21 protein-coding genes are annotated in these 22,364 nt (G+C 57.6%); 17 read left to right on the forward strand and 4 right to left on the reverse strand.

Going from position 1 to position 22,364, the window contains the following annotated elements:
* Positions 1-214 precede the first annotated feature (214 nt).
* From BLT16_RS00275 to BLT16_RS00290, 4 genes are all read left to right on the forward strand, one after another.
* Positions 215-1,633: a sigma-54 interaction domain-containing protein gene (locus tag BLT16_RS00275; protein WP_089656439.1), complete on the forward strand. Its 1,419-nt coding sequence runs from the start codon at positions 215-217 to the stop codon at positions 1,631-1,633.
* Positions 1,634-1,671: 38 nt separating this feature from the next.
* Complete coding sequence (locus BLT16_RS00280) at positions 1,672-1,932, forward strand: hypothetical protein (RefSeq protein ID WP_089656440.1); 261 nt, start codon at positions 1,672-1,674, stop codon at positions 1,930-1,932.
* 102 nt (positions 1,933-2,034) lie between these two features.
* Complete coding sequence (locus BLT16_RS00285; protein ID WP_089656441.1) at positions 2,035-2,529, forward strand: hypothetical protein; 495 nt, start codon at positions 2,035-2,037, stop codon at positions 2,527-2,529.
* A 164-nt stretch (positions 2,530-2,693) separates the two neighbouring features.
* The gene (locus tag BLT16_RS00290) at positions 2,694-4,124 is read left to right on the forward strand and encodes an MBL fold metallo-hydrolase RNA specificity domain-containing protein (RefSeq protein ID WP_089656442.1); all 1,431 of its coding nucleotides are present in this window, start codon (positions 2,694-2,696) and stop codon (positions 4,122-4,124) included.
* 33 nt (positions 4,125-4,157) lie between these two features.
* Here the strand turns inward: BLT16_RS00290 and BLT16_RS00295 are convergent, their stop codons facing one another.
* On the reverse strand, positions 4,158-5,201 hold the full coding sequence (locus BLT16_RS00295; RefSeq protein ID WP_176817118.1) for a helix-turn-helix domain-containing protein: 1,044 nt from the start codon (positions 5,199-5,201) through the stop codon (positions 4,158-4,160).
* 376 nt (positions 5,202-5,577) lie between these two features.
* Between BLT16_RS00295 and BLT16_RS00300 the strand changes: the two genes are divergently transcribed.
* A complete protein-coding gene (locus BLT16_RS00300) occupies positions 5,578-6,039 on the forward strand; it encodes an REP-associated tyrosine transposase (RefSeq protein WP_089656444.1) in 462 nt (153 codons plus the stop codon).
* 139 nt (positions 6,040-6,178) lie between these two features.
* Here the strand turns inward: BLT16_RS00300 and BLT16_RS00305 are convergent, their stop codons facing one another.
* Both BLT16_RS00305 and BLT16_RS00310 read right to left on the reverse strand, forming a co-directional pair.
* Positions 6,179-6,379, reverse strand: coding sequence for a hypothetical protein (locus BLT16_RS00305; protein ID WP_218124380.1), 201 nt, complete (start codon positions 6,377-6,379; stop codon positions 6,179-6,181).
* 398 nt (positions 6,380-6,777) lie between these two features.
* Entirely contained in the window at positions 6,778-7,758 is a 981-nt protein-coding gene (locus tag BLT16_RS00310) for an Rpn family recombination-promoting nuclease/putative transposase (RefSeq protein ID WP_089656446.1), read from the reverse strand.
* A 254-nt stretch (positions 7,759-8,012) separates the two neighbouring features.
* On the opposite strand from BLT16_RS00310, the gene mntA reads away from it, so the two are divergent.
* Positions 8,013-8,420, forward strand: coding sequence for a type VII toxin-antitoxin system MntA family adenylyltransferase antitoxin (gene mntA, locus BLT16_RS00315; RefSeq protein ID WP_089656447.1), 408 nt, complete (start codon positions 8,013-8,015; stop codon positions 8,418-8,420).
* A gap of 41 nt (positions 8,421-8,461) precedes the next feature.
* Positions 8,462-8,860: a type VII toxin-antitoxin system HepT family RNase toxin gene (gene hepT, locus BLT16_RS00320; RefSeq protein ID WP_340148231.1), complete on the forward strand. Its 399-nt coding sequence runs from the start codon at positions 8,462-8,464 to the stop codon at positions 8,858-8,860.
* Positions 8,861-9,050: 190 nt separating this feature from the next.
* Here the strand turns inward: hepT and BLT16_RS00325 are convergent, their stop codons facing one another.
* A complete protein-coding gene (locus BLT16_RS00325; RefSeq protein ID WP_089656449.1) occupies positions 9,051-10,928 on the reverse strand; it encodes an autotransporter outer membrane beta-barrel domain-containing protein in 1,878 nt (625 codons plus the stop codon).
* A gap of 263 nt (positions 10,929-11,191) precedes the next feature.
* Between BLT16_RS00325 and BLT16_RS00330 the strand changes: the two genes are divergently transcribed.
* The 10 genes from BLT16_RS00330 (at position 11,192) to BLT16_RS00375 (ending at position 22,237) form a co-directional block, all read left to right on the forward strand.
* Positions 11,192-11,938 (forward strand): Wzz/FepE/Etk N-terminal domain-containing protein, encoded by a 747-nt coding sequence (locus tag BLT16_RS00330; protein WP_089656450.1) that lies wholly within the window; start codon positions 11,192-11,194, stop codon positions 11,936-11,938.
* 298 nt (positions 11,939-12,236) lie between these two features.
* Positions 12,237-13,010, forward strand: a complete 774-nt coding sequence (locus tag BLT16_RS00335) for a GumC domain-containing protein (protein ID WP_089656451.1) — start codon at positions 12,237-12,239, stop codon at positions 13,008-13,010.
* Between the two features lie 207 nt (positions 13,011-13,217).
* Positions 13,218-13,517 carry a nucleotidyltransferase domain-containing protein gene (locus BLT16_RS00340; RefSeq protein WP_089656452.1) on the forward strand — a complete coding sequence of 100 codons (300 nt, stop codon included), beginning with the start codon at positions 13,218-13,220 and terminating at the stop codon, positions 13,515-13,517.
* The gene (locus BLT16_RS00345) at positions 13,514-13,984 is read left to right on the forward strand and encodes a hypothetical protein (RefSeq protein WP_089656453.1); all 471 of its coding nucleotides are present in this window, start codon (positions 13,514-13,516) and stop codon (positions 13,982-13,984) included. Before BLT16_RS00340 ends, BLT16_RS00345 begins: the two co-directional genes overlap by 4 nt.
* 195 nt (positions 13,985-14,179) lie before the next feature.
* Positions 14,180-14,998 (forward strand): 3'(2'),5'-bisphosphate nucleotidase CysQ, encoded by an 819-nt coding sequence (cysQ, locus tag BLT16_RS00350; RefSeq protein ID WP_245701370.1) that lies wholly within the window; start codon positions 14,180-14,182, stop codon positions 14,996-14,998.
* Between the two features lie 32 nt (positions 14,999-15,030).
* Positions 15,031-16,356 (forward strand): UDP-glucose dehydrogenase family protein, encoded by a 1,326-nt coding sequence (locus BLT16_RS00355; protein WP_089656455.1) that lies wholly within the window; start codon positions 15,031-15,033, stop codon positions 16,354-16,356.
* Between the two features lie 275 nt (positions 16,357-16,631).
* Positions 16,632-17,915 carry a lipopolysaccharide biosynthesis protein gene (locus BLT16_RS00360; RefSeq protein ID WP_176817119.1) on the forward strand — a complete coding sequence of 428 codons (1,284 nt, stop codon included), beginning with the start codon at positions 16,632-16,634 and terminating at the stop codon, positions 17,913-17,915.
* 40 nt (positions 17,916-17,955) lie between these two features.
* Entirely contained in the window at positions 17,956-19,341 is a 1,386-nt protein-coding gene (locus BLT16_RS00365; RefSeq protein WP_089656457.1) for a Coenzyme F420 hydrogenase/dehydrogenase, beta subunit C-terminal domain, read from the forward strand.
* A gap of 1 nt (position 19,342) precedes the next feature.
* A complete protein-coding gene (locus tag BLT16_RS00370) occupies positions 19,343-20,503 on the forward strand; it encodes a polysaccharide pyruvyl transferase family protein (protein ID WP_089656458.1) in 1,161 nt (386 codons plus the stop codon).
* 798 nt (positions 20,504-21,301) lie between these two features.
* Positions 21,302-22,237, forward strand: coding sequence for a glycosyltransferase family 2 protein (locus tag BLT16_RS00375; protein WP_089656459.1), 936 nt, complete (start codon positions 21,302-21,304; stop codon positions 22,235-22,237).
* The last annotated feature ends 127 nt before the right edge of the window (positions 22,238-22,364 follow it).

Here is a 22,364-nt window from a genome sequence, read left to right on the forward strand (position 1 = left end):
GGCGCTGTGGGAGCGGTTTCAACCGCGATGCAGTGCGCAGCGCTGCCAGGCTTTCCTCCAGTACAGTAAGCATATTGCGTGCCAAGTTTACGTGACTGTTTTTTGGGCAGTTTCCGCCATGGTGATGCGTTTTTACATCATTGAGCCGTCAGTTTGATTTATTAATGCATCGATGATGCGTTAATGTATCGTTTTGAGCCGGGTAACGACGTCCATGAGCGAGATCGACAGCCAAGTGTTGGCCACTATCGTCGAGACGGCCAGCGACCACTTCTTCATCGTCGACGGCGACGGTCGGGTGCTGGACGTCAGCCCCGGCGCAGCGGCGGTCTACGGCATGAGCCGCGAGGCGCTGTGCCGCACCACGGTGCACGCGCTGGAAGCCCAGGGCGTGCTCAAGCCGTCGGTGAGCCTAGAGGTCATGCGTACCGGCGAGCCGGCCCAGGTGATGCAGCAGACCGCCACCGGACGACGGGTGGTCGCCCAGGCCCACCCGGTCCATCTCGACGGCGAGCTGGTGCGGGTGGTCAGCCGCTCGATGGACCTCACCGACCTGCAGCTGCTGCAGGACGAGTACGCGCTGCTGCAGCAGCGCTTCAGCGACCACCTCAAGCGCGGCGGCTCGCTGGTCGACGACCTGGAACTCGACAGCCTCGAGGTGCGCAGTGGCGTGATGCGCGAGATCGCCGTGCTGCTCAAGCGCGTGGCGCCCACCGACGCCACCGTGCTGCTGCTCGGCGAGTCGGGGGTCGGCAAGACCGCCTTCGCGCGCCAGCTGCACCGCTGGAGCCAGCGCGGCAATGGCCCCTTCATCGACGTCAACTGCGCCTCGATTCCCGAGAGCCTGTTCGAATCCGAGATGTTCGGCTACCAGCCCGGCGCCTTCAGCGGCGCCACCCGCCAGGGCCGCGCCGGGCTGCTCGAACAGGCCGACGGTGGCACGCTGTTTCTCGATGAGATCGGCGAGCTGCCGCTGGCCATGCAGACCAAGCTGCTCAAGGTGATCCAGGACGGCAGCCTGACGCGGCTCGGCGATACCCGGCCGCGGCGGGTCGATTTCCGGCTGGTGGTGGCCACCAACCAGGACCTCGCCGGGCGGGTGGAGGAGGGGAGCTTTCGTCTCGACCTCTACTACCGCGTCAACGTGATCCCGGTAACGCTGCCGCCGCTGCGCGAACGTCGCGAAGACATTCCGGTGCTCGCCGAGCTTCAGCTGGCGCGACTCAATCAACGCTATGGCGGCAACAAGCTGCTGCATGCCAGTCTCTGGTCACAGTTGATGACCCGCGACTGGCCGGGTAACGTACGTGAACTCGAGAATACCCTGGAGCGTGCCTGGCTATCATCGCCCGGCGATCTGATCGAACCCGACGCCGGGCAAGAGAGGTTCGCCGTTGGTCGGGAACCCGGTATACTGGCTAGTGATAGCTCACCTGATACGCCCGACGCCATGCCACTGCCCGAGGGGCAAACCCTCAAGCAGGCATTATCGGCCGTCGAGCACGACATTCTCGCATCACTGTGCCGGCACTATTCGAGTACCTATGCCATGGCGCGGCGCTTGGGCATCAGTCAGCCCAGCGTGGTGCGTAAACTTCAGAAGCATGGTCTGACGATTCATCACGAGAGATAAGTCACTCACGAATGCGATACGAAAAACGCCAAAAACCCATGGACGAGCGCGAGAAGCTGCGTAAATTCCGCGAGCTCGACGATGCCTTTGCCGACGCCCTGGCCGCCCTCGACAGCGGTGAAGCGCCCCGCGACATGCCCAGGATGATGAGCGCTGAAGCCCGCCGCGAAGCTGACCAACTCGATCAGCAGGAGCGCTTTGAGCGCCGCGTCACTGCGCTGATGCAGGAGTACCAGCAGTCCAGTGAATCGGTCAGTCTGCTGATGCGCACCCTGCAGTCACTCGGCAAGATCGCCTGATCACGCCATACGTCTCGGTTACATAACGACACATTGCCTGGTTCCCAACCCGGGAGTTAACGCGTTAGAGTTCGTATATAACTGTATTGAAACGGAGATTATATGACCCTTGTAAAGCGCCTTGCCGCCCCGATGTTTGCCGCCCTGGTGGCCGTGCCGGCTACTGCTATCGCTCAGGATATGGGCCAGGGCATGGCACCGCAGCAGGCGGCACCGAGCCCCGAGGAGCAGGTTGCTCAACTGGATGAGATGGTGGGCCTGGATCAGGCGCAACAGGATCAGATCGTCGGCTACCTCACCGAGCTACAGCAGGGCGTGGGTGAGCGCCAGCAAGAAGTGCAGGCGCTCGAGCAGCAGCTGCTCGAGCACTCCGGTCCCAACTACGACGAGAATGCTATTCGCCAGGCGGCTGCTCAGCTGGGCGACGCCACCGCAGAGATCGCGGCCGACAGCGTTATCCTGCAGTCACGCATCGAAGCGGCCATGACCCAAGAGCAGCGCGACGCCCTCGATGAAGCCGCGCGCCAGCAGCAAGAGCAGATGCGCCAGATGCAGGAACAGATGCAGCAACAACAGCAGCAGCAAGCGCCGCAGTAATCGTCGCCATGCTCACGCCGTGAGCGCTCACGGCAACGCACGCGAGGCGGCTCCCCAGCGGGGAGCCGCCTCGCTGTTATATGGGCAATCGCATCGTGCTGGTGGTGGGCCAGGCCATCGGGTAGGCTGAGCGAAAAAGATAAGCCTGCAAAGGACGTGGGGATATGGACGACTACCCGCAGATCCGTCACCACGGCGGCGACGAAGGGGTAACCGGCAGCTGCCATCGGCTGCAGCTGGCAGAGGATCGCGCGCTGCTCGTCGACTGCGGGCTGTTCCAGGGCCAGGACGCCGACGCTGACAGCAGCTTCGAACAGCATCAGGTAGCGTTCAGCGTCGACGACGTGCTGGCGCTGCTGGTCACCCACGTGCACATCGACCACATTGGCCGGCTACCCTACCTGCTGGCGGCGGGCTACCGCGGCCCGATTGTCTGCTCGGTGCCCTCGGCAACGCTGCTGCCGCTGGTCATCGAAGACGCGCTGCGCATCGGCTTCACCCGCGACAAGCGTCTGATCGAGCGCTTTCTCGACGAAGTCGACGAGCGACTGGTGGCGCTGGCGTACAACACCTGGCACAGCCTAGTCGATGACGACCGCCACCGGCTCAAGGTCCGGCTGCAGCGCGCCGGGCACATTCTCGGCTCGGCCTATATCGAGGTCGACAGCCTCGACCGCGCCAGCGGCAAGCAGCAGCGTACGCTGTTTTCCGGGGACCTGGGCGCGCCCTACACGCCGCTGCTGCCGGCGCCCAAGCCGCCCTACGGCTGCGATGTGCTGGTGCTCGAGTCGACCTACGGCGACAGGACTCACGAACAGCGCCGCACCCGCCGGGCACGCCTCAAAGCCGCCATCGAAGGGGCGCTGGAGAACGGCGGCACGGTGATCATTCCCGCCTTCAGCATCGGCCGCACCCAGGAGCTGCTCTACGAACTGGAAGGGCTGACCCACGCCGCCAAGGATAGCCGCTGGCGCGAACTGGAGATCATCATCGACTCGCCGCTGGCGGCGCGCTTCAACAAGCTCTATCGCGAACTCAAGCCCTACTGGGATGCGGAGGCGCATCGCCTGGTGCGCGGCGGCCGTCACCCGCTGAGCTTCGACAACCTGACCACGGTGGAAGGCCATGACACCCACGAGCGCACCGTGGCCTACCTCGCCAGCAGCGGCCGTCCGGCGGTGGTGATCGCCGCCAGCGGCATGGCCAGCGGCGGGCGGGTGGTCAACTACCTCGAACAGATGCTCGGCGACCCGCGCCACGCGGTGCTGTTCGTCGGCTATCAAGCCCCGGGCACACTGGGCAACGACATCCGTCGCTACGGCCCCCAGGGCGGCTGGGTCGAGATCGGTGGCCGACGCATCGACATCCGCGCCCGGGTCGAGAGCCTCACCGGCTACTCCGCCCACGCCGACCAGCACGACCTCCTCAACTTCATTCGCCGCATGAGCAAGCCGCCCCGCGAGATCCGCCTGGTACACGGCGACGCCCACGCCAAAACTGCCCTCAAGGCCGAGATCGACGCCTGGGCGCAGCAGGTGGGGCACCACGTCGAGGTAATCGCCAACGCCGACCCGTCTCAAGCCGATCGCGAATGAGGTCGCCGCTACCTGGGCCGTGGCAGCATGTCGTTAGGGGCCTGGGGGGTTGCCGGGGGTTATCTTGGTCCAGTTCAGCAGGTTCTTCTGGATGTCCGCCAGCGACACATCGGAAGGCAGGGGGTGTTCCACCTGGCGGAGCGCCTCGCTGGGTGTCATGCCGTAGTAACCGCGAAACGCACGTTGGAATTGGCGCTCCGATGAAAATCCCCAGCGGTAGGCGGTCTGGCTGATGTTACGGCGGCGCCCGCCGGGCTGCTGCAGGTCACGCATGGCCGCCTCGAGGCGGCGGCGCTGAATGTAGCGCTGAACGCCGCTGCCGCCGAAGACGCGATAAAGATGAGGTCGCGCCATGCCGAAACGTTCGCACAGGTGCTGTGGCGACAGCTCCGGCGAGGCCAAGTGCACCTCGATGTAGTCCAATAGCTGCTGGCGCATGCCGGGCCGTGGCCGGGCCACGTCGGGCATCTTGTCGAAACGGTCGCGCAGCGCCGCCGAGAGCATGGCCGCCGAGGCATCCTGCATGGCGCGCCCCTCCTGCTGGGACATCTCGGGCAGCAGCCTGGCCAGTGTCAGCAGGTGAGCGCCCAGCGCCTGGCCCATCGGCGTTCGCCGCGACAACACGTTACCCGACAGGCCGTGGCGCATCACCTTGCGGTCCAGGGTGTGGCGTGGAAGTACCAGCGTCACCGTACTGCCCTCGCTGGTATCGAATTCGAACGGATCGCTGAGATCGAAAATGCAGACATCGCCGCTGCCGGCGCTGAATGCATCGCCGCTGCGGCCGGCATGCCCGCTGACGCTACCGCTGCGCAGCAGCTGAACGAAGACGTACTCCATCTCGCAGCGGCGTATGTGGCCATCGGTCAAGCGATACCCGCGGGCGTTGTACTGAGTGGCGCCTGCCAGGCAATCGCCCATGGCGTAAGACAGGATGGCGCCGTCCAGGCGTCGCTGGCCAGCCTCGCGGGCCAGCACCTCGAAGAACGGCATGGCCAGGCTTCGCCATGCGTCGGTGCTATCGTCCGGTGTCAGTCCTTGCGTCGTGAACAGCGCCGCCGACAAGCGGTCGTTCAATGTCGCTGGTTTCATAGGGGCTATGACAGGCTAACGAATCGATGCCCATACTCTACCTGCCGACGGCGTTGACTGCACGTTAGCCCTCTCAGATGCGGCGTGAGATGCGGCTGGGCAACCCCATCGAGACTGAAGTCTCTCCCACATTGGCCGAGGCGCCGCCCCAAGTGTAGGAGCGACTTCAGTCGCGATTGCAGCGCGCAGCGCTGCTTGGATAGATCCACCCCCATCGAGACTGACGTCTCTCTCACATTGGCCGAGGCGCCGGCCCCCAGTGTGGGAGCGAATTCATTCGCGATTGCAGCGCGCAGCGCTGCCTGCCCTCCATGCAGAAGGCGTCTATGCTCAACTAACAAGGAGAGTAGGGGGCGTTACCATGGAAAAGGATCAGCCGCACAGCCATGCTCTGCGTCGTGGCCGCATGTCTCTGCATCGCCAGGCTTATCTCATCACGACCTGCACCCATCAGAGATTGCCCTTGCTGGATTCTTGGCCAATCGCAAGGCATGTGGTAAAGGAAATGCAATCATTGGAGAAAGAAGGCTGGGTCTCGTCGCTCTCCTACGTGATTATGCCAGACCACTTGCACTGGCTGTTTATGCTTGATCAGGCTGAACTCGATGCTGTGGTGAAGCGATTGAAAGGCCGCTCGGCGAGAGCTATTAATTCCCACCTCCATCGTCGAGGGTCTGTGTGGCAACAGGGTTATCATGATCGCGCTCTGAGGCGCGAGGAAGACCTGCGCAGCGTTGCGCGTTATATAGTCGCCAATCCCTTGAGGGCGGGGCTGGTGGACGATATTGGCAAATACCCGCTTTGGGATGCGATGTGGCTATAACCCATCGAGACTAAAGTCTCTCCCACATTTGCCTTGGCGCCGGCTCCCAGTGTTGTAGGTAATCCATTCCCACATTGGCCTTGGCCCCCAGTGTGGGAGCGAATTCATTCGCGATGCAGCGCGCAGCGCTGCTGGGGAATTACTGCTCCGGCGGTGTGTCGTGGCGCATTGCCACGATGTCGGTTTCGCTCAGGCCGGTAGCCTCGGCGATCTGGGCATCGCTGAGCGTGCGGAGAGCAATCAGCCTGCGGGCGATATCACGCGAGGTTTCTTGGCGTCCTTCTTGGCGTCCTTCCAGCCGTTCCTTCTTGGCCCAGCTTTCGAGTTTCTCTGCCAGCATATCTTTATCCTCTACCAGACTGTTGAGTTGCTCCAGGTTGACGCCTGCACCAAGCCACTGCAGGTGGCGCTTTAGCCAGCGGGTAATGATGGCGCCGGCCCCCAGTGTTGTAGGGAATCCATTCCCACATTTGCCTTGGCGCCGGCTCCCAGTGTGGGAGCGGTTTCAACCGCGATTGCAGCACGCAGCGCTGCTGGGGTAGGGCAACCCCATCGAGACTAAAGTCTCTCCCACATTGGCCTTGGCGCCGGCTCCCAGTGTTGTAGTCAATCCATTCCCATATCTGCCTTGGCCTCGGCCCCAGTGTTGTAGGTAATCCATTCCCACATTGGCCTTGGCACCACTCCAAGTGTGGGAGCGAATTCATTCGCGATGCAGCGCGCAGCGCTGCTGGGGAATTACTGCTCCGGCGGTGTGTCGTGGCGCATTGCCACGATGTCGGTTTCGCTCAGGCCGGTAGCCTCGGCGATCTGGGCATCGCTGAGCGTGCGGAGAGCAATCAGCCTGCGGGCGATATCACGCGAGGTTTCTTGGCGGCCTTCTAGTCGACCTTCTTGGCGTCCTTCTTGGCGTCCTTCTTGGCGTCCTTCCAGCCGTTCCTTCTTGGCCCAGCTTTCGAGTTTCTCTGCCAGCATATCTTTATCCTCTACCAGACTGTTGAGCTGCTCCAGGTTGACGCCTGCACCAAGCCACTGCAGGTGGCGCTTGAGCCAGCGGGTAATGATGGCGTCGGTGCGCTCCTTGTGGGGATCGTTCTGAATGATCGCCACAATACGGTCGACAGCCCGCTGCAGCGCGTGGCGGTCAGCCGTGGCGTTCTCGATGCCGAACACACCGCTGAGGGGCGTGTGGCGCTTCAACAGTTCCTCGTCAGTATAGCGTCCTTCGTCGATCAGGTAGTAGCGCAGGTGTGGCTGGTAGACTCGCAGGAAGGCGGGCGGTTCCGGCTGCACCATGTCGTAGATGTCCTGCCGGGCCGACCAGCGCTGGCTGCCGTTGTAGAGCACGATGGGCAGTATCGGCGGCAGCCCCTTGCTCGGGGTTGTGGTCCTCTGCTTGAGCAGGTGATCGTAGAAACAGGCCACGTAGTGCATCAGGCGGATCGGCATGGTGTGATCCACCGCCGACTGAAACTCCAACAAAATATACAGGAACACCTGCTGCCTGGCGCCCTGCCAGCTGATATCGACCGACCACACCACGTCCTCGAATTTCTCCTCGAACAGCGGTGTGATGTAGTTACCGTTGTGACTTTCCAGGGTAGTAAAGTCCATCAGCTCGGCGATCTCGGTGGGGGCAAAGCCTTCGATTAGCTGCTGGACGAACTCCGGGTAGCTGAACAGCTCCTTGTAGCCGGTATCGTGGTGGTTGCTGACCATGGGGCACCATCTGCAAGTTACTGGTTAAATATACAGCATATGCGCGTTGCAGCATAATGCCACTCGACCAACCCATCGAGACTAAAGTCTCTCCCACATTTGCCTTGGCGCCGGCTCCCAGTGTTGTAGTCAATCCATTCCCATATCTGCCTTGCCCCAGTGTGGGAGCGAATTCATTCGCGATGCAGCGCGCAGCGCTGCCTGCTGAGCCCTATGTTAGGATTAGGCCATAGGAGAGTAGGGGGAGTGGCGTAATGAGCGAGCAGGATCCCGTCCTGGCCAAGATCGTCGAACTTGGTGCCGCCGATGGCCAGCTCGATGTGGTGTGGTTGTACGGTTCGCGGGCCAAGGGTGCCCATGCTGAATCCAGCGATTACGACCTGGCGGTGGCATTTCGCGACGCTGTTGAACCGCCGCTGGAGCGCCGCCTGCGCCCCGAACTGCTGGCACAGCAGTGGGCAGATTCGCTAGGGCTGGCCGACGATATGCTCTCCATCGTCGATATCAATCACGCGCCGCTGCCGCTGGCCATGGCGGTGATTCGCACTGGCCGCGCGATCTGGGTACGCAGCCCGTTGCGGCTGGCCAGGGAAGAGAACCGCATTACCTCGATGTGGGAACTCGACTATCTATATCACCAGCGCCATTATGGCGTGTCGTGACACTATGGATGACAGCGATGGAGCCTGAGTACGTTGCATCGATGCGTGAGCACTTGGCTCGCCTGGGTGAAGAGCTTCAACAGCTGCACGAACTGCTCGTGGCAGAGCGCGTGTTGTCACCCCTCGTGTATCGTGCCGCGGAGCGTAATCTGCAGCTGCTGACAGAAGCCTGTATAGGCATCGCCAAGCAAACGCTCAAGGCCCAAGGCGTTGTCGCGCCCAGCGACGCCCGCCAGGCCTTTGCCAAGTTACGCAGTATGGGGCTGGACGCCACCGAGGCCGAATGGCCCAAGATCATTGGCCTTCGCAACGCGCTGGTGCATGACTACCTCAATCTCGATGAACGCATCGTGCTCGATATCATCCGTGAACAGCGCTACCAGCTACTGCTCGACTTTGCCGATCAGCGCCTCGCTGACCCACAACCCCATCGAGACTAAAGTCTCTCCCACATTGGCTTTGGCGCCACACTCCGTGTAGGAGCGAATTCATTCGCGATGCAGCGCGCAGCGCTGCTGGGGTAGGGCAACCCCATCGAGACTAAAGTCTCTCCCACATTGGCCTTGGCCTCGGCCCCCAGTGTGGGAGCGAATTCATTCGCGATTGCAGCGCGTAGCGCTGCCGGTTTGGTTACCAGCGATAAGCGACGGCTAGGCGTGCGCCGTGTTCGGTTTCGCGGTCAGCGAACGAGCCTTCGTACTGGCCGCTGATTGCCACGCTGCTGAGGCCCTGGAGTTCGCGCTCCCAGCTCAGGCCGGTGGTCACGTCGGCGCTGTGCACGGTGCGGTTGTCCGGGGTGATGACGAAGCTGCCGCCGCCGGTGTCGGCGCTGAGGGCAGCCTGGGTGGCGCCGCCGGACTGGTCGCGCATGCCCCAGGCCAGGCCGCCGGTGAGGTGGATCGTGGTGTCGTCGTGGCGGCGCATCACGTGGCCGGCATCCACGCCGAGGCTGGTGCGCCAGACGTTCTGGCGCTGCGAGCCGTAGGCCATGGTCAGCGCCGAGTCGCCCCGTTCGGTGTAGGCGGTCTGGTGCAGCCAGCTGTGCATCAGCCGCGCATTGGGCACCAGCTCCCAGTCGTTATCCAGCTCGATGACGTAGCTGGCGCCCAGCGCCAGGGTCACGTCCTCGCTGCGGTTGCTGCCTTCCACCACCTCGGTAGCCACGCCGGCAATCTCGCGGCGGTGGTCGTTATCGCCGAAGCCGGCCATCAGGGTGGCGTCCAGAATCACCGCATCGCGGCGCCAGGCGGTGTAGGCGCCCACGCTGACGCTGTCGATCTCGGTACGCGCATTGGCGGCATCGTCGCCCTGCACGCGGCCCTGGCCCACGCCCATGAACAGCCCGGCCAGCCAGGCATCGCTGAGCCAGCGGTCCATGCCCAGCAGGGCGCCGTAGCTGCGGAAGTCGTAGCCGTCGCCGCTGCCCTTGCTCACATAGCCCTCGGCCCAGCTGCTGAACTGGCCGGGGCTGCTTTGCCCCTGGTGGGAGAGCTGCGAGGCCATGCCCAGCAGGCCATCCACGGATTCGTGGTCGCCGTAGCGCATGACGCTGGCCTCTCTCGCGCCGCCACCAAACGACGACCAGCCCTCCAGCTGCTGCTGTGCCGTGCTGCCGGCCAGGGTACTGGCAAGGTTGAGGCTGGCGCCCATCTGGCCGCCCATGCCGGTGCTGGCGAAGCGCTTGCCGAGGGTGTTGAGCATGCTGCGGCTAGCGCTAACGCTGGCATCGCGGGTGCCGCTGCGCGACACGTTGGAGCTCATGCTCTCGACGAAGCGGGCGCGCTGGGTCTCATCCAGGCCGGCCTGCTCGGCCAGGGCCAGCAATACCGGGCTGTCAGCGTCGTTCAAGCGCAGCTCGCTCACCACCCGGTCCAGATAGGCACCGCCGGGCTGGTTGCGGCTGCCCGCCACCGGTACCTCGAAGAGGCCGTCTTCACCCACGACGACGACGCCGCCCGGTCCAAACACGAAGAATGACAAGGGATAGCCCAGTGGGGCGCCGGCTGAGAAGGTCGAGACGACTACGGTGTAGCGCTGGCCACCCTCCAGTTCGAGGCTGAGGGCAGGGCATCGCCCGGGGAGCACAACGTCGTCGGATGAGCAATTGATCGGCGTGAGGCCAAGTGCCTCCAGCTGGTCGCCAATTGCGGTTCGGTAATCGTCGTTACCGGTGATATACCCCAGGCCGGGCTGTTCAGGGTCGAAGATACCGCGGTAGACCAGCATAGCGGTATCCACCGGCGCCTGGCTCTGGCCCATCAAGTACTCGCCTGAGGTCTGTACGTCCAGCTCCTGGGCAATGAAGTTGAAGGTCGTTGTGCCGCTGTCGATCGTGCCGCCCTCGAGATTGGTGTTACCCAGGTTGCCCAGGTTCACCGACATCGTCCCATCGAACGGATGCCCCGCTTCCAGGGTGAACTCGGTCAGCACATCGGCATGAGCGGAGAGGGCACCGGCGCAGGCAGTGGCCAGCAGGGCAGGGCGAAATCGACGGGAGTTGGGCTGCATGAAAGCTTCCGTTGTTGTGTTTCTGATATAGGACGTTGTCGTGTTATCGGCCTGGCCTCGATGAGCTTTAGTAAATAAGTTTTATTTGTATTAGTGGTGCACTGCTTCCAGGAGGATAGGACTGTCGCCGGCTTGGGGCGCTCGGTGTGATCGGTTACACTACGTCAAAATGCCGGAAGGCATTGATATATGCATATTACATAAAGAAGTAAAACGAATAAGCCGTACGACCGATTCGGCAACGTGACTGCAAGGGAAACTCCATGGCAAACCCATCCCCCGACAGCGATGAGATCTCGCTGGTCGATCTCGCTGTAACTGTCGTACGGCACTGGCTGCTGCTGCTTGGCACGTTTCTGATCGTCACCGCGGCCGCCGTTGGTTATGCCCTGATGCAGACCACCGCCTACCACTACACCTCGCTATTCCAGTTTGCCGAGTACCAGGACGCCGAGGGCGCGCGGCTGCCCCTGGTTGCGGCCGGCGGCGTGCTGGGGCAGTTCAATGTCCAGCATCTTCCCGCGGCCACCCGAGCCTACCTCGAAGAAACGCAGCGTGAACGGGTGGGGTTTGATGTCAGCGCCGAGCTGCTTAGTGATACCCGCATCCTGCGCGTGCGCACGACCACAAGCCCGGAGCGAGAAGACGAGGTGGAAGCCCTGCACCTGGCAGCGCTGACACGGTTGGAAAGCGCCCAGCAGCAACGGCTGGAGCGTTTGGAAGCTAGCCTGCAGCAGCGCCTTGACGCGGCCGAGGCCGGTCTTGCCGATGCCAGCGGCGAGCGCGCCAGCCAGCTTGCCGCGCGGGTGGCCGAGCTGGAAGCTCAGTTAGCCGGCCTGGTACCGGCCGAGCTGAGCGAGGTGGCCACGCGCAGCTCCGAGCCCGTGGCGCAGCGTACTGGGCTGATCATCGCACTGGGCGCTATGCTGGGGTTAATGCTGGGCCTGATGGCGGTATTCGTTCGGCAATTCGCCCACAGCGTTCGTCAAAGTTTACATAAGCGCGCATAATTGGTCGCTTACGTTCGTGTTCCTGTCGCTTTCCTGCGACAATCGACGAACAAAAACGATACGTAGAACAGTAGCTTAGCAAGCGCTGCTCTCATAGAATCGTGACCATCATCCATACAGTGATGCTGTGGTGCCGGCAGGATGCCAGGGGCGCTGGGCCAAGAACGGCTCCCCATGGTGTTATCCCGCCGGCCCTGCATTCATGGCTCAGGGCCTGAGAATCGCCCGGAACAATCTCCGGGCGGTAGCGTGCCCGGAAAACTCCCATCACTATCTACGCACGACTGGAACCACCACGATGACCCAGGAACCGCGTGAAAACGCTTATCAGGACGATGAAATCTCACTGGTCGATCTTGCCAAGATATTGATCCAGCGCTGGCTCACGATGGCGGTGATCTTCTGTTTGGTGGTCGCCGGCGCGCTGGCCTACGCGCTCTCGCTACCGCGGCCCTATCAGTACGTCTCGCTCTACCAGGCCGCTGAGCAGTCGCCTACCAGCGCGCTCGAATCCACCGGCGCGCTGGTCGCCAGAGCCAACAACCTCTACCTGGGCCCGCTGACCCGCGAGATGCTGGCCGAGCACGAGGAGCAAACAAGCCTGCCGTTCAATGTCGACGTCGACTCGCCCAGCGACACCCTACTGATCCGCGTTCGCTCGACCGCCGAAACCGAGCACGCCGAGCAGGTCGAGCGCATGCATCGGCAGCTGCTGGAGCGGATGCAGCAGGATCAGCAAGCCATGGTAGAGCGTCGCCAGGAGACCCTCGAGCGGCGCATCGACAGCAACCAGCAAGCGCTGGAAGCGCTGGATGATTCCACCAGCCCGGCGGCAGGTGAGCTAATTGCCACCTACAGCCAGCGCGTGGCGGAGCTTGAGAGCGAGCTGGCCGACCTGCAGTCGGGCGAGGTCATCCAGACCGCGGTGCAGAGCACCCAACCCAGCGGCCAAAGCCGCGCCATGGTGCTGGCGCTGGGCATCGTGCTCGGCGGCATGCTGGCGCTGATGGGCGCCTTCTTCGCCCACTTCGGCAGCTTGGTACGCGCCAGCCTGCGCGCCGAGCGCACCTGATCTAGCCAAGGCGCCATACCCATTGTAGGAGCGGATTCATCCGCGATGCAGCGCGCAGCGCTGCTGGTAAGGCCAACCCCATCGCGAATAAATTCACTCCCACATTGGCCAGGGGCGCCACACCCAGTGTGGGAGCGAACTCATTCGCGATGCAGCGCAAAGCGCTGCCACCACGTAACGCCATGCCAAGGTAGCCAATATCGCCTTATGCGCCTCACAGATGCCCAGCGCCAGACCATTCTGCAGATCGTTACCGAAGAGCTAGGCCCCAGCGCCAGTGTGCGGCTGTTCGGCTCACGGTTGGACGACAACGCCCGCGGTGGCGATATCGACCTGCACGTTGAACTCAGCGAGCCTGTGGCGCATCCCGCTCAGCTCTCCGCTCGGCTCAGCGCACGCATCATGCGTGCCATGCACGGGCGCAAGGTCGATGTGCTCATCAGTGCACCGAACCTCAGCGAGCAAGCAATACACAGGCTGGCCCGAGAGCAGGGGGCACGGTTATGAACGATAACCTTTCCGAACGATTGCGCTTTCTGCGCCGCGTCGTGGAGCGAGAACTTCACCACCTGCGCTACTCGTCGGGCAGCGTCTTCGGTTCGCCAATGACCCGCGAGCGAGCCGCCAAACTGGGCGAAGATGAAGCGCTGGCAGAGCGAGTGGAAGCCTACACCAGCCGCTTTTGCCGTTTGCAGGATACGACCGGCGACAAGCTGCTGCCGCTATGGCTGCGTGCCCTGGGTGAGAAAACCGGCGCCGTGGTCGACAACCTGGACCGTGCCGAAAAGCTGGGCGTTCTGGCATCCGCCGATCAATGGCTCACTATTCGCCAGATCCGCAATCAGATGATTCATGAATACATCGAATCTGCCGAGGTGCTGGCCGATGCACTCAATACCGCCCACGACTATGAAGAAACCCTGATCGCCTTTGCCAACGCCATGCTTGCCGACGTACAGCGACGAGGGATCTAGGCTAGCTCGTATAAGTACGGTTGCAGCGCGCAGCGCTGCCGAACAACCCATCGCGAATAAATTCACTCCCACATTGGCCAGGGGCGCCATCTATCATTGTGGGAGCGGTTTCAACCGCGATGCAGCGCGCAGCGCTGCCAAGTTCTGCCCAAGCCCCAATAGAAAAACCGATAAGGACCCGTTTTGCCTCATTTCGTGACCAACTCCCTCCGCGCCCGCTTGATCGAGGGCGTTCACGCCGCCGGGCGCGAGGTGCTGGCGATCTACCAGCGCGGCTTCAGCGTCGAGACCAAGGACGACGACAGCCCGCTCACCGAGGCCGACATGGCCTCGCACCACGCCCTGGTGGCACTGCTCGAGGACCTCACTCCCGAAGTGCCGGTGCTCTCCGAGGAGTCTGCCGAGGTGCCCTACGCCACCCGCCAGGCCTGGCAGCGCTACTGGCTGGTCGACCCGCTGGACGGCACCAAGGAGTTCGTCAACAAGAACGGCGAGTTCACCCTCAACGTGGCACTGATCGACGACGGCGTACCGGTGTTCGGCATCGTCCACGCGCCCGCGGTTGGTGGCGGGGGCGGAAGCACCTGGGTAGGCCAGGTCGGCGGCGAAGTATTCAAGATATCGCAGGGCGTCTACGCCAATATTCAGGTGCGTGAGCTCCCCGACCCCGAGGCCGAGCCCTGGAAGGTAGTGGGCAGCCGCCGTCACGGTGCCGAGGCGTTCGACGCCTTCTGTGCCGCCTTGCCCAACCACGAGTGCGTCTCCATCGGCAGCTCGCTCAAGCTCTGTTGGGTCGCCGAGGGCAAGGCCGACCTCTACCCGCGGCTGGCCCCCACCAGCGAATGGGACACCGCCGCCGCCCAGGCCGTGGTCACCGCCGCCGGCGGCGAGGTACTCAACGCCGAGACATTAGAGCCGCTGCGCTGCAACCAGCAGGAGAGCGTGCTCAACCCGTTCTTCATCGTCTGCGGCCAGCGCGACGCGCGATGGGAAAACGCGCTGCGCGCCATCTGATATTTACCCTCTTCAACACTAGTGGATGGACAATGAACGTTACCGTTTTCGGCACCGGCTATGTCGGCCTGGTACAGGGCGCCATTCTGGCGGATGTGGGCCACCACGTGGTGTGTGTGGATGTGGACGCCGACAAGGTAGAAAGGCTGAAGCAGGGCATCATCCCCATCTACGAGCCTGGCCTGGAGCAGCTGGTGAAGGAAAACCACGCCGCCGGGCGGCTCGACTTCACCACCGACGCCGAGGCCGGCGTGACCCACGGCCAGGTGCAGTTCATCGCCGTGGGCACCCCGCCGGACGAAGACGGCAGCGCCGATCTGCAGTACGTGCTCAAGGTGGCCGAGACCATCGCCACCTACATGCAGGGCGAGCAGATCGTCATCGATAAATCCACCGTGCCGGTGGGCACCGCCGATAAGGTGCGCGCCAAGCTCGCCGAGGTACTCGAGGCGCGGGGGAGGGCGGATCTTAGCTTCGACGTGGTCTCCAACCCCGAGTTTCTCAAGGAAGGCAGCGCGGTGGCGGACTGCCAAAAGCCCGACCGCATCATCATCGGTACCGAGAACGCCGAGACCGTGGAGGTGATGCGCGAGCTCTACGCGCCGTTCAACCGCAACCATGACAAGATCATCGTCATGGACGTGCGCAGCGCCGAGCTGACCAAGTACGCCGCCAACTGCATGCTGGCCACCAAGATCAGCTTCATGAACGAGATCGCCAACCTCGCCGAGCGGCTGGGCGCCGACATCGAGGCGGTGCGCCAGGGTATCGGCTCCGACCCGCGCATCGGCTACCACTTCATCTACCCCGGCGTGGGCTACGGCGGCTCGTGCTTCCCCAAGGACGTGCAGGCGCTGATCCGCACCGCCGACGATATCGACTTCGACGCCAAAGTGCTCAAGGCCGTGGAATCGCGCAACATGGAGCAGAAGACCACCCTGTTCCAGAAGATTCACAAGCACTTCGGCGGCGACCTGGCCGGCAAGACCTTTGCCGTGTGGGGGCTCGCCTTCAAGCCCAACACCGACGACATGCGCGAAGCCCCCAGCCGCGTACTGATGGAAGCGCTGTGGCAGGCCGGCGCCAAGGTCCAGGCCTATGACCCCGAAGCCATGGAAGAGACCCAGCGCCTCTATGGCAGCCGCGACGATCTCAGCCTGTGCGGCACTAAGGAAGCGGCCCTTAAAGGTGCTGACGCCCTGGCAATAGTGACGGATTGGCAAACCTTCAAGGCGCCTGATTTCGACGCCATCAAGGAACAGCTCAGAGCGCCAACCGTGTTCGACGGCCGCAACCTCTATGAACCCAAGCGCATGCAGCGTAAAGGCTTCACGTACTACGGCGTCGGCCGCCAATAACGCCACCGCGTGGCACCCCGCGCGCACGCGGCATTAGCTGCGTAGGGTGTGCAGTTACTAGGGGGGCATTACAGCACTTGCTACTCTGGTCTCAAGCCGGCTGGCATAGAACGTGCTGCTGATGGCGGCTTTGGCATTTCTGGCCGTCTCCGGGATACTCAGCTCCTGCGAAGTACTAATCGGGTTCACCAACCTGGAAACCCCCTATATATGCGGTGCGATTTACTACACTTCCTTCGAAAGAATATGATAGTGATTAACTTGTGATTGCTCATGTGAAGCAACTAACGAAAAGTAAGTTCGCTCGAAATGTTGCTATTGTCGCCAGTGGAACGGCCGGCGCTCAGGCCATTACGATGGCTTTCTCACCAGTCATTACGCGCCTCTATGGTCCTGAGGCATTCGGTGTTCTGGGCACATTCACTGCCATCTTGGCTATCCTCACCCCATTGGCTGCGCTGAGCTATCCGATTGCTATTGTGCTACCCAGGCATGATGCAGATGCGCTTGGGCTAGTCAAGCTATCACTTGGCATTGCTGTGGCCATGTCGTTGCTAGCAGGGCTAATTCTGACGCTCTTTCAGACGCAGATTGTCGATGTTTTTAATCTGCACACTGTTGAGCCGTTCATACTGTTTCTGCCTCTGGCTATGCTTTTTACTGCGTCCATGTCGGTGATGAATCACTGGGTTGCTCGTAAAAAACTATTCAATATTAAAGCTAGAGTGGCAGTGCTCCAAGCACTTTGGCTAAATACAGCTAAGGCTGGTATAGGCCTGGTTGCGCCTTTAGCAACTGTGCTTGTTGTTTTGACCGCTATGAGCAGCGCGCTACACAGCGCAATGCTATTTTTCGCCGTTCAAAAGAATGAGAAAAGCCAAGCCTTTAGTGGTGTGCCGGGGAAAGAAAAAAATTGGCAAAAAAAAATAAAAAACTACAGGCACCTAGCTTTTTACAGAACGCCCCAGGAGATGCTAAGTGCTTCATCTCAAAGCTTGCCAGTAGTTTTCATTGCGTCTATGTTCGGGCCTGCAGCAGCAGGATTTTATGCGCTTGGGAATATGGTACTAATGATGCCATCTAGCCTAGTTGGAAACTCTGTCAAGGAGGTGGTGTACCCTAAAATGGCCGAGAAGATGAATGAAAATCTTTCGGTGACAGGCCTGCTAGTTAAGGCCACGCTAAGTCTTATGTTAATCGGACTTTTTCCCCTAACAATAATTGTTTTATCAGGGCCCTGGTTGTTTGGCATCGTGTTTGGTTCTGATTGGACGGTTTCAGGGCAGTATGCGCAATGGATTGCATTGCTAGTTTTTTTTAATTTATCAAACAAGCCTTCGATTGCATCAATACCAATATTGCACCTCGAAAGAGCTATATTGGTATATAGCGTCGTTGCTACTTTTCTGAGGCTTTCCTCAATTTGGGTTGCCTATTATCTCTGGGGGAGTGACTTATCAGCGGTCGCATTTTTTAGCATAACTTGTTCGATTTCATACATTGTTCTGCTAGCGATTGTATTTATTGCCAGTGTAAAAAGAGATAAAGCGCTCGAGTGAAATTTGGCTAAAGGTTTTTAGTTTTAGAGAAGGGGTTAGGATGGAAGTTTTCTCAAGTAAAGTTATTAATGAAGACTTTTGCATAGGCTGTGGTGTATGTGCATATGTTAATCCGAACAAGTACACAATATCATTCGATGACTATGGCATGCTAAAGGCACGCGCTGGCAGTGCTTCTGCTGTCGTTGATGATAGCCAATATGAAAAGCTAATTAATAAAGTATGCCCATTTTCTCCTGAAGCACTTGACGAAGACGAAATAGCAATGTCTTTGTATGAAGGCATGAATAAAGATAAGTATATTGGGTATTATCAATCTCTATATATTGGCTACGTGAAGTCTGGAGAGTTTAGGGAGGCTGGTAGCTCTGGAGGAGTTGGAAAGTGGCTGCTATATAGCTTGCTGAGCACTGAGGTGGTAAATAAAGTCATTCAGGTAGCTTACTCAGATAAAAAAGATCTTGCTTACGAGTATCGTATTTTTAACGGTCCCGAAGACGTGTTGTTGGGTTCTAAGTCTGCATATTATCCAGTCACGCTGGAGGAAGCATTAAGCTATATTAAAAATAATAAAGGTAGTTATGCTGTTACTGCGGTTCCTTGTTTTTCAAAAGCAATAAGGAATTTAGCTAAACACGATAATATAATAGCGGAACGAGTTAAAGTGGTGGTTGGCATTGTTTGTGGCCACCTGAAATCTAAAGGATTTGCTGAATCGTTTGCATGGCAGCAGGGTGTTGCTCCTAAAAATCTTTCTAATATAGATTTTAGGGGAAAAATACCTGGAAAAAAAGCCAATGATAAAGGGGTTATAGTAACTGACAGGCAAGGTAAAAAAACTAGTGCCAAATCTTCTAAAGAGCTTTTTGGTGGGAACTGGGGACATAACCTTTTTAAATACAAAGCCTGCGATTACTGTGATGATGTGTTGGCGGAGACCGCAGATTGTGCTATCGGTGATGCGTGGCTCCCGGAGGTGATGGAAGATCATCGCGGCAATAATATTGTAGTGGTGCGATCTGAGCTGTTACGAAATGTTATTGAATCTGGAATTTCTTCTGGTGACCTTGAACTTAAAGAAATCAGCACTGATCAAGTTGTTAAATCTCAGCTTGGTGGAATAAGGCATAGGAAAGAAGGTCTTGCTTGGAGATTGGCTCAAGATGAGTCTGTCGGTCAGTGGTACCCTAAAAAAAGGGTTTCACCAAGTGAGAAAATTAATCCTGATAGAGCAAGGATATATGAAGCAAGGGTAGAACTTCGTGAAGCTTCTCATATACATTTTTTGGAAGCAAAAGAGCGGTCTGATTACAGTTACTTTGTTAAAAAGCTATCTCCACTTATAAAAAAAGTCGAATACAGACCTTTGTGGAGAAGAGCGGCTTCATATATAAAGCAAAAAGCTCTTAAAGTTTCAGGTAAATAATATGATCATAGAGATAAGAAAAGCAGGCTTTGTCAATAAAGGCGCTGAGCTGATGCTTTATGCTGTTATGCAGAAAATAAAAGAACGATATCCTGATGCGACCCTTGTTATGGCGCCGACTCATTCGAATGCGAGCCAGCCATTTCACAAGTTTGCGCCACTTGGCATATTCCCAAAGGCATCTTTATGGCGCAAAGGAATTCAATTTGGGCGCTTAGCTAATTTTATACCTAAAAACCTGCGCGACATGTACGGTCTAGTCCTAGATCGTGAAGTTGATGTGGTTCTAGACGCTGCTGGTTTTTCATATAGCGATCAATGGGGCGTGAGTCGTTGTAGGGAACTCGCAAGCTCAAGCAAAAAATGGAAAAGGAATGGGACTAAAGTTATCCTTTTGCCTCAAGCATTAGGCCCTTTTAAAGATCCCAAAATTCAAGGCTTTGTAAAAGAATGGGCTTCGAATGTTGACCTGATTTTTGCTCGTGAGGAAGATTCTTATCGCTATCTAACCGATATTACGGGCGAGAAAAATAAGATTAGTATTTATCCCGACTTCACCAACTTGATAAAAGGCGAGTTACCTGTTGAATATGATTCAGCCGATAAGAGAGTGGCGCTTGTACCCAATTACAGGATGATAGATAGGACAAGTAAAGAGGAAAGTGAAGCATACCTTCCATTTATGATTCAATGCGCAAAATACTTAGTTGAAAAAAAATCTCAACCTTTCGTCTTGGTACATGAAGGGGAAAATGATGGCATGTTGGCTCGGAAAATTTCTGAGGCAGTGGGTGGGATACCCATTGTAACCGAAACCAACCCCCTAAAGATTAAAGGAATCCTTGGTAGCTGTGAGGCAACAGTTGGCAGCCGTTTTCATGGTCTTGTAAGCACACTCTCGCAGGGAGTTCCATCGCTCGCAACTGGATGGAGCCATAAATATAGACGTCTTTTCGATGATTATGGCTTTAGTGAAGGTATTATTTCAGTTTTAGACTCTGAAGAGGAGGTAAGGAAGAAAATTGACTTGATCACGAAAGACGAAAACCTTGATTCATTAAAGAAGCAGCTTATAGAGAGGTCTCAAGTTTTGAAAAGTAAGTCTGAAGAAATGTGGGCGCATGTGTTCTACCATATCGATCAGAAAAATAATAAAAAATGATTTTTTACATTCTAGGTGTTCAACTTTCACAGAGTTCTGTGGGCCTTTATGTTACGCTATACTATAAATACGTATTTAATCAGGGCTAAAAATACAATTGTTGTTAGAGCTGAGTGTGTTTATTATTAAATAATGATTGTTTGCGTTAGTGCTACTGTGTTACGAATGTGTATCTAGATAAACAGTAACCATCTAACACGTGCCCCCTAGAGTTTATATGGTCAATCAGTGTTTTCTCCCGTTTTTCCGATCTCCTTCGTCGCCGTTTTGGTGAGCCTTTTCTTGACAGGGGAAACGTATTAGAAACTGCGCTCTAAAAAGGGCTTTGCAACGCTTCACCAGCTGGAGCTAATGTGATGTATAACACCGTCGGTGACTGTCAACATCTATGATGCCTGAATCGGGGTTGTTCTTTAAAAGCCTGCTGATTTCGGCACTGATTCCTGCTCGGGATTCAGATGCACGTTTTTTTTGGTAAGCCCAAATGTCTTAACGAGAAAGCCAAAGTTTCGGGCAAGATCAGGCCTCAACCGATGTTATGAGATTGTTTCACGAATCGTAACAGGATCATTTATGACATAGTATTGCTAAAGATTGGGTATATGTGAGTGGTAAGTATATACCCAAGACTCACAAACAGCGACATGCATCCGCATTGGTGTCTAAAATTATGTGATGTGCTGTTTGTCTCAAGAAATTATTATGCGCCACTCTGGCGTTAAGTGTCTATTTACGGCGATCAGTTGATAATTTAATGAGTGTCGTCGTGTATAATTCTTTTCTTTAGTGAGAAAGAGCATGCGTTATTCACTTATCATCCCCCACTTTGATGATGTGGAAAGGCTTGAGCGTTTACTTTCCACAGTGCCTGTCAACCGTAGTGACTTAGAAGTCATTGTAATTGACGATTGTAGTTCCGATCAGTACAAGCTAGAAAGTATTAAGTTGCGTTGGCCTATGGTTAATTGGCTAACGACTGAACGAAACGCCGGAGGGGGGGCGGCGCGAAATATTGGACTTAAAGAAGCTAAAGGTGATCACTTAGTTTTTGCTGACTCAGATGATGAATTTCTGCCTGAGGCTTTTACTTATTTTGATACACATGTTGATGATAATGATGACTTGGTCTATTTCCTTGCCGAGGCATTACAGGAAGCTGATGGCTCGTCATCGAATCGTGCTGATAGTTTGAACGAATTATGCGTCTCCTATACGTATAGGCCTTCTAGTCAAGCACTCAAGAAAGTTCAGTTTGGCCACGTTGTACCATGGGCGAAGGTGTACTCTCGACGGTTTGTTGAGTCATCTGGTATCAAGTTCGAAGAGACGTCTGTGAGCAACGATGTTGCCTTCAACGTGTTGTTGGCTATTCAGGCTCGGAATGTGCGAGTTGTACCAGTGAAGGTGTATCGAATTCATCGCCGAGCAAAAAGTTTGACAGCCGACACTAGTCCTGAAGCATTCCTTGAGCGTGTCTCCGTTAAAGCCCGGCTTGCAGATTCACTGAAAAAATTAGGGGTCCAAGAACTACCATCAGCAACGGGGTGGATGTTGGCATCGTTCGCTTATGGCCCCCGAACCGTTTATAGAACTTGGCGCATGTGCTTGGCTTCAGAATTGCAGATTGATTTATTTCGCGCACTCGACCCATTTAGGTGGAAGCGCTTTATGGCTAAGAGCCGCGCGGATCGTTCGGAAAAAAGTGCAGCTGAATCATCTCGCGGGCAACGATGATAAGATAATTGCATATGAGGGATAGAGATAGAAGAGAAGTGCTCACAGCATCGAGTTAAAATCAAGTAGCGTAGATTTTGATGAGCTTTATAACATCGTTTATACGGCGGTTTTAATCACCAAGTTA

Source organism: Franzmannia pantelleriensis (genome assembly GCF_900102875.1).
Classification (GTDB): Bacteria; Pseudomonadota; Gammaproteobacteria; order Pseudomonadales; family Halomonadaceae; genus Franzmannia; species Franzmannia pantelleriensis.

Excerpts from the sequence above, each read along its gene's own strand:
- BLT16_RS00275 (WP_089656439.1), top strand. The coding sequence starts at position 215 with ATGAGCGAGATCGACAGCCAAGTGTTGGCCACTATCGTCGAGACGGCC.
- BLT16_RS00280 (WP_089656440.1), top strand. The coding sequence starts at position 1,672 with ATGGACGAGCGCGAGAAGCTGCGTAAATTCCGCGAGCTCGACGATGCC.
- BLT16_RS00285 (WP_089656441.1), top strand. The coding sequence starts at position 2,035 with ATGACCCTTGTAAAGCGCCTTGCCGCCCCGATGTTTGCCGCCCTGGTG.
- BLT16_RS00290 (WP_089656442.1), top strand. The coding sequence starts at position 2,694 with ATGGACGACTACCCGCAGATCCGTCACCACGGCGGCGACGAAGGGGTA.
- BLT16_RS00300 (WP_089656444.1), top strand. The coding sequence starts at position 5,578 with ATGGAAAAGGATCAGCCGCACAGCCATGCTCTGCGTCGTGGCCGCATG.
- BLT16_RS00305 (WP_218124380.1), bottom strand. The coding sequence starts at position 6,379 with ATGCTGGCAGAGAAACTCGAAAGCTGGGCCAAGAAGGAACGGCTGGAA.
- BLT16_RS00310 (WP_089656446.1), bottom strand. The coding sequence starts at position 7,758 with ATGGTCAGCAACCACCACGATACCGGCTACAAGGAGCTGTTCAGCTAC.
- mntA (WP_089656447.1), top strand. The coding sequence starts at position 8,013 with ATGAGCGAGCAGGATCCCGTCCTGGCCAAGATCGTCGAACTTGGTGCC.
- hepT (WP_340148231.1), top strand. The coding sequence starts at position 8,462 with ATGCGTGAGCACTTGGCTCGCCTGGGTGAAGAGCTTCAACAGCTGCAC.
- BLT16_RS00325 (WP_089656449.1), bottom strand. The coding sequence starts at position 10,928 with ATGCAGCCCAACTCCCGTCGATTTCGCCCTGCCCTGCTGGCCACTGCC.
- BLT16_RS00330 (WP_089656450.1), top strand. The coding sequence starts at position 11,192 with ATGGCAAACCCATCCCCCGACAGCGATGAGATCTCGCTGGTCGATCTC.
- BLT16_RS00335 (WP_089656451.1), top strand. The coding sequence starts at position 12,237 with ATGACCCAGGAACCGCGTGAAAACGCTTATCAGGACGATGAAATCTCA.
- BLT16_RS00340 (WP_089656452.1), top strand. The coding sequence starts at position 13,218 with ATGCGCCTCACAGATGCCCAGCGCCAGACCATTCTGCAGATCGTTACC.
- BLT16_RS00345 (WP_089656453.1), top strand. The coding sequence starts at position 13,514 with ATGAACGATAACCTTTCCGAACGATTGCGCTTTCTGCGCCGCGTCGTG.
- BLT16_RS00355 (WP_089656455.1), top strand. The coding sequence starts at position 15,031 with ATGAACGTTACCGTTTTCGGCACCGGCTATGTCGGCCTGGTACAGGGC.
- BLT16_RS00365 (WP_089656457.1), top strand. The coding sequence starts at position 17,956 with ATGGAAGTTTTCTCAAGTAAAGTTATTAATGAAGACTTTTGCATAGGC.
- BLT16_RS00370 (WP_089656458.1), top strand. The coding sequence starts at position 19,343 with ATGATCATAGAGATAAGAAAAGCAGGCTTTGTCAATAAAGGCGCTGAG.
- BLT16_RS00375 (WP_089656459.1), top strand. The coding sequence starts at position 21,302 with ATGCGTTATTCACTTATCATCCCCCACTTTGATGATGTGGAAAGGCTT.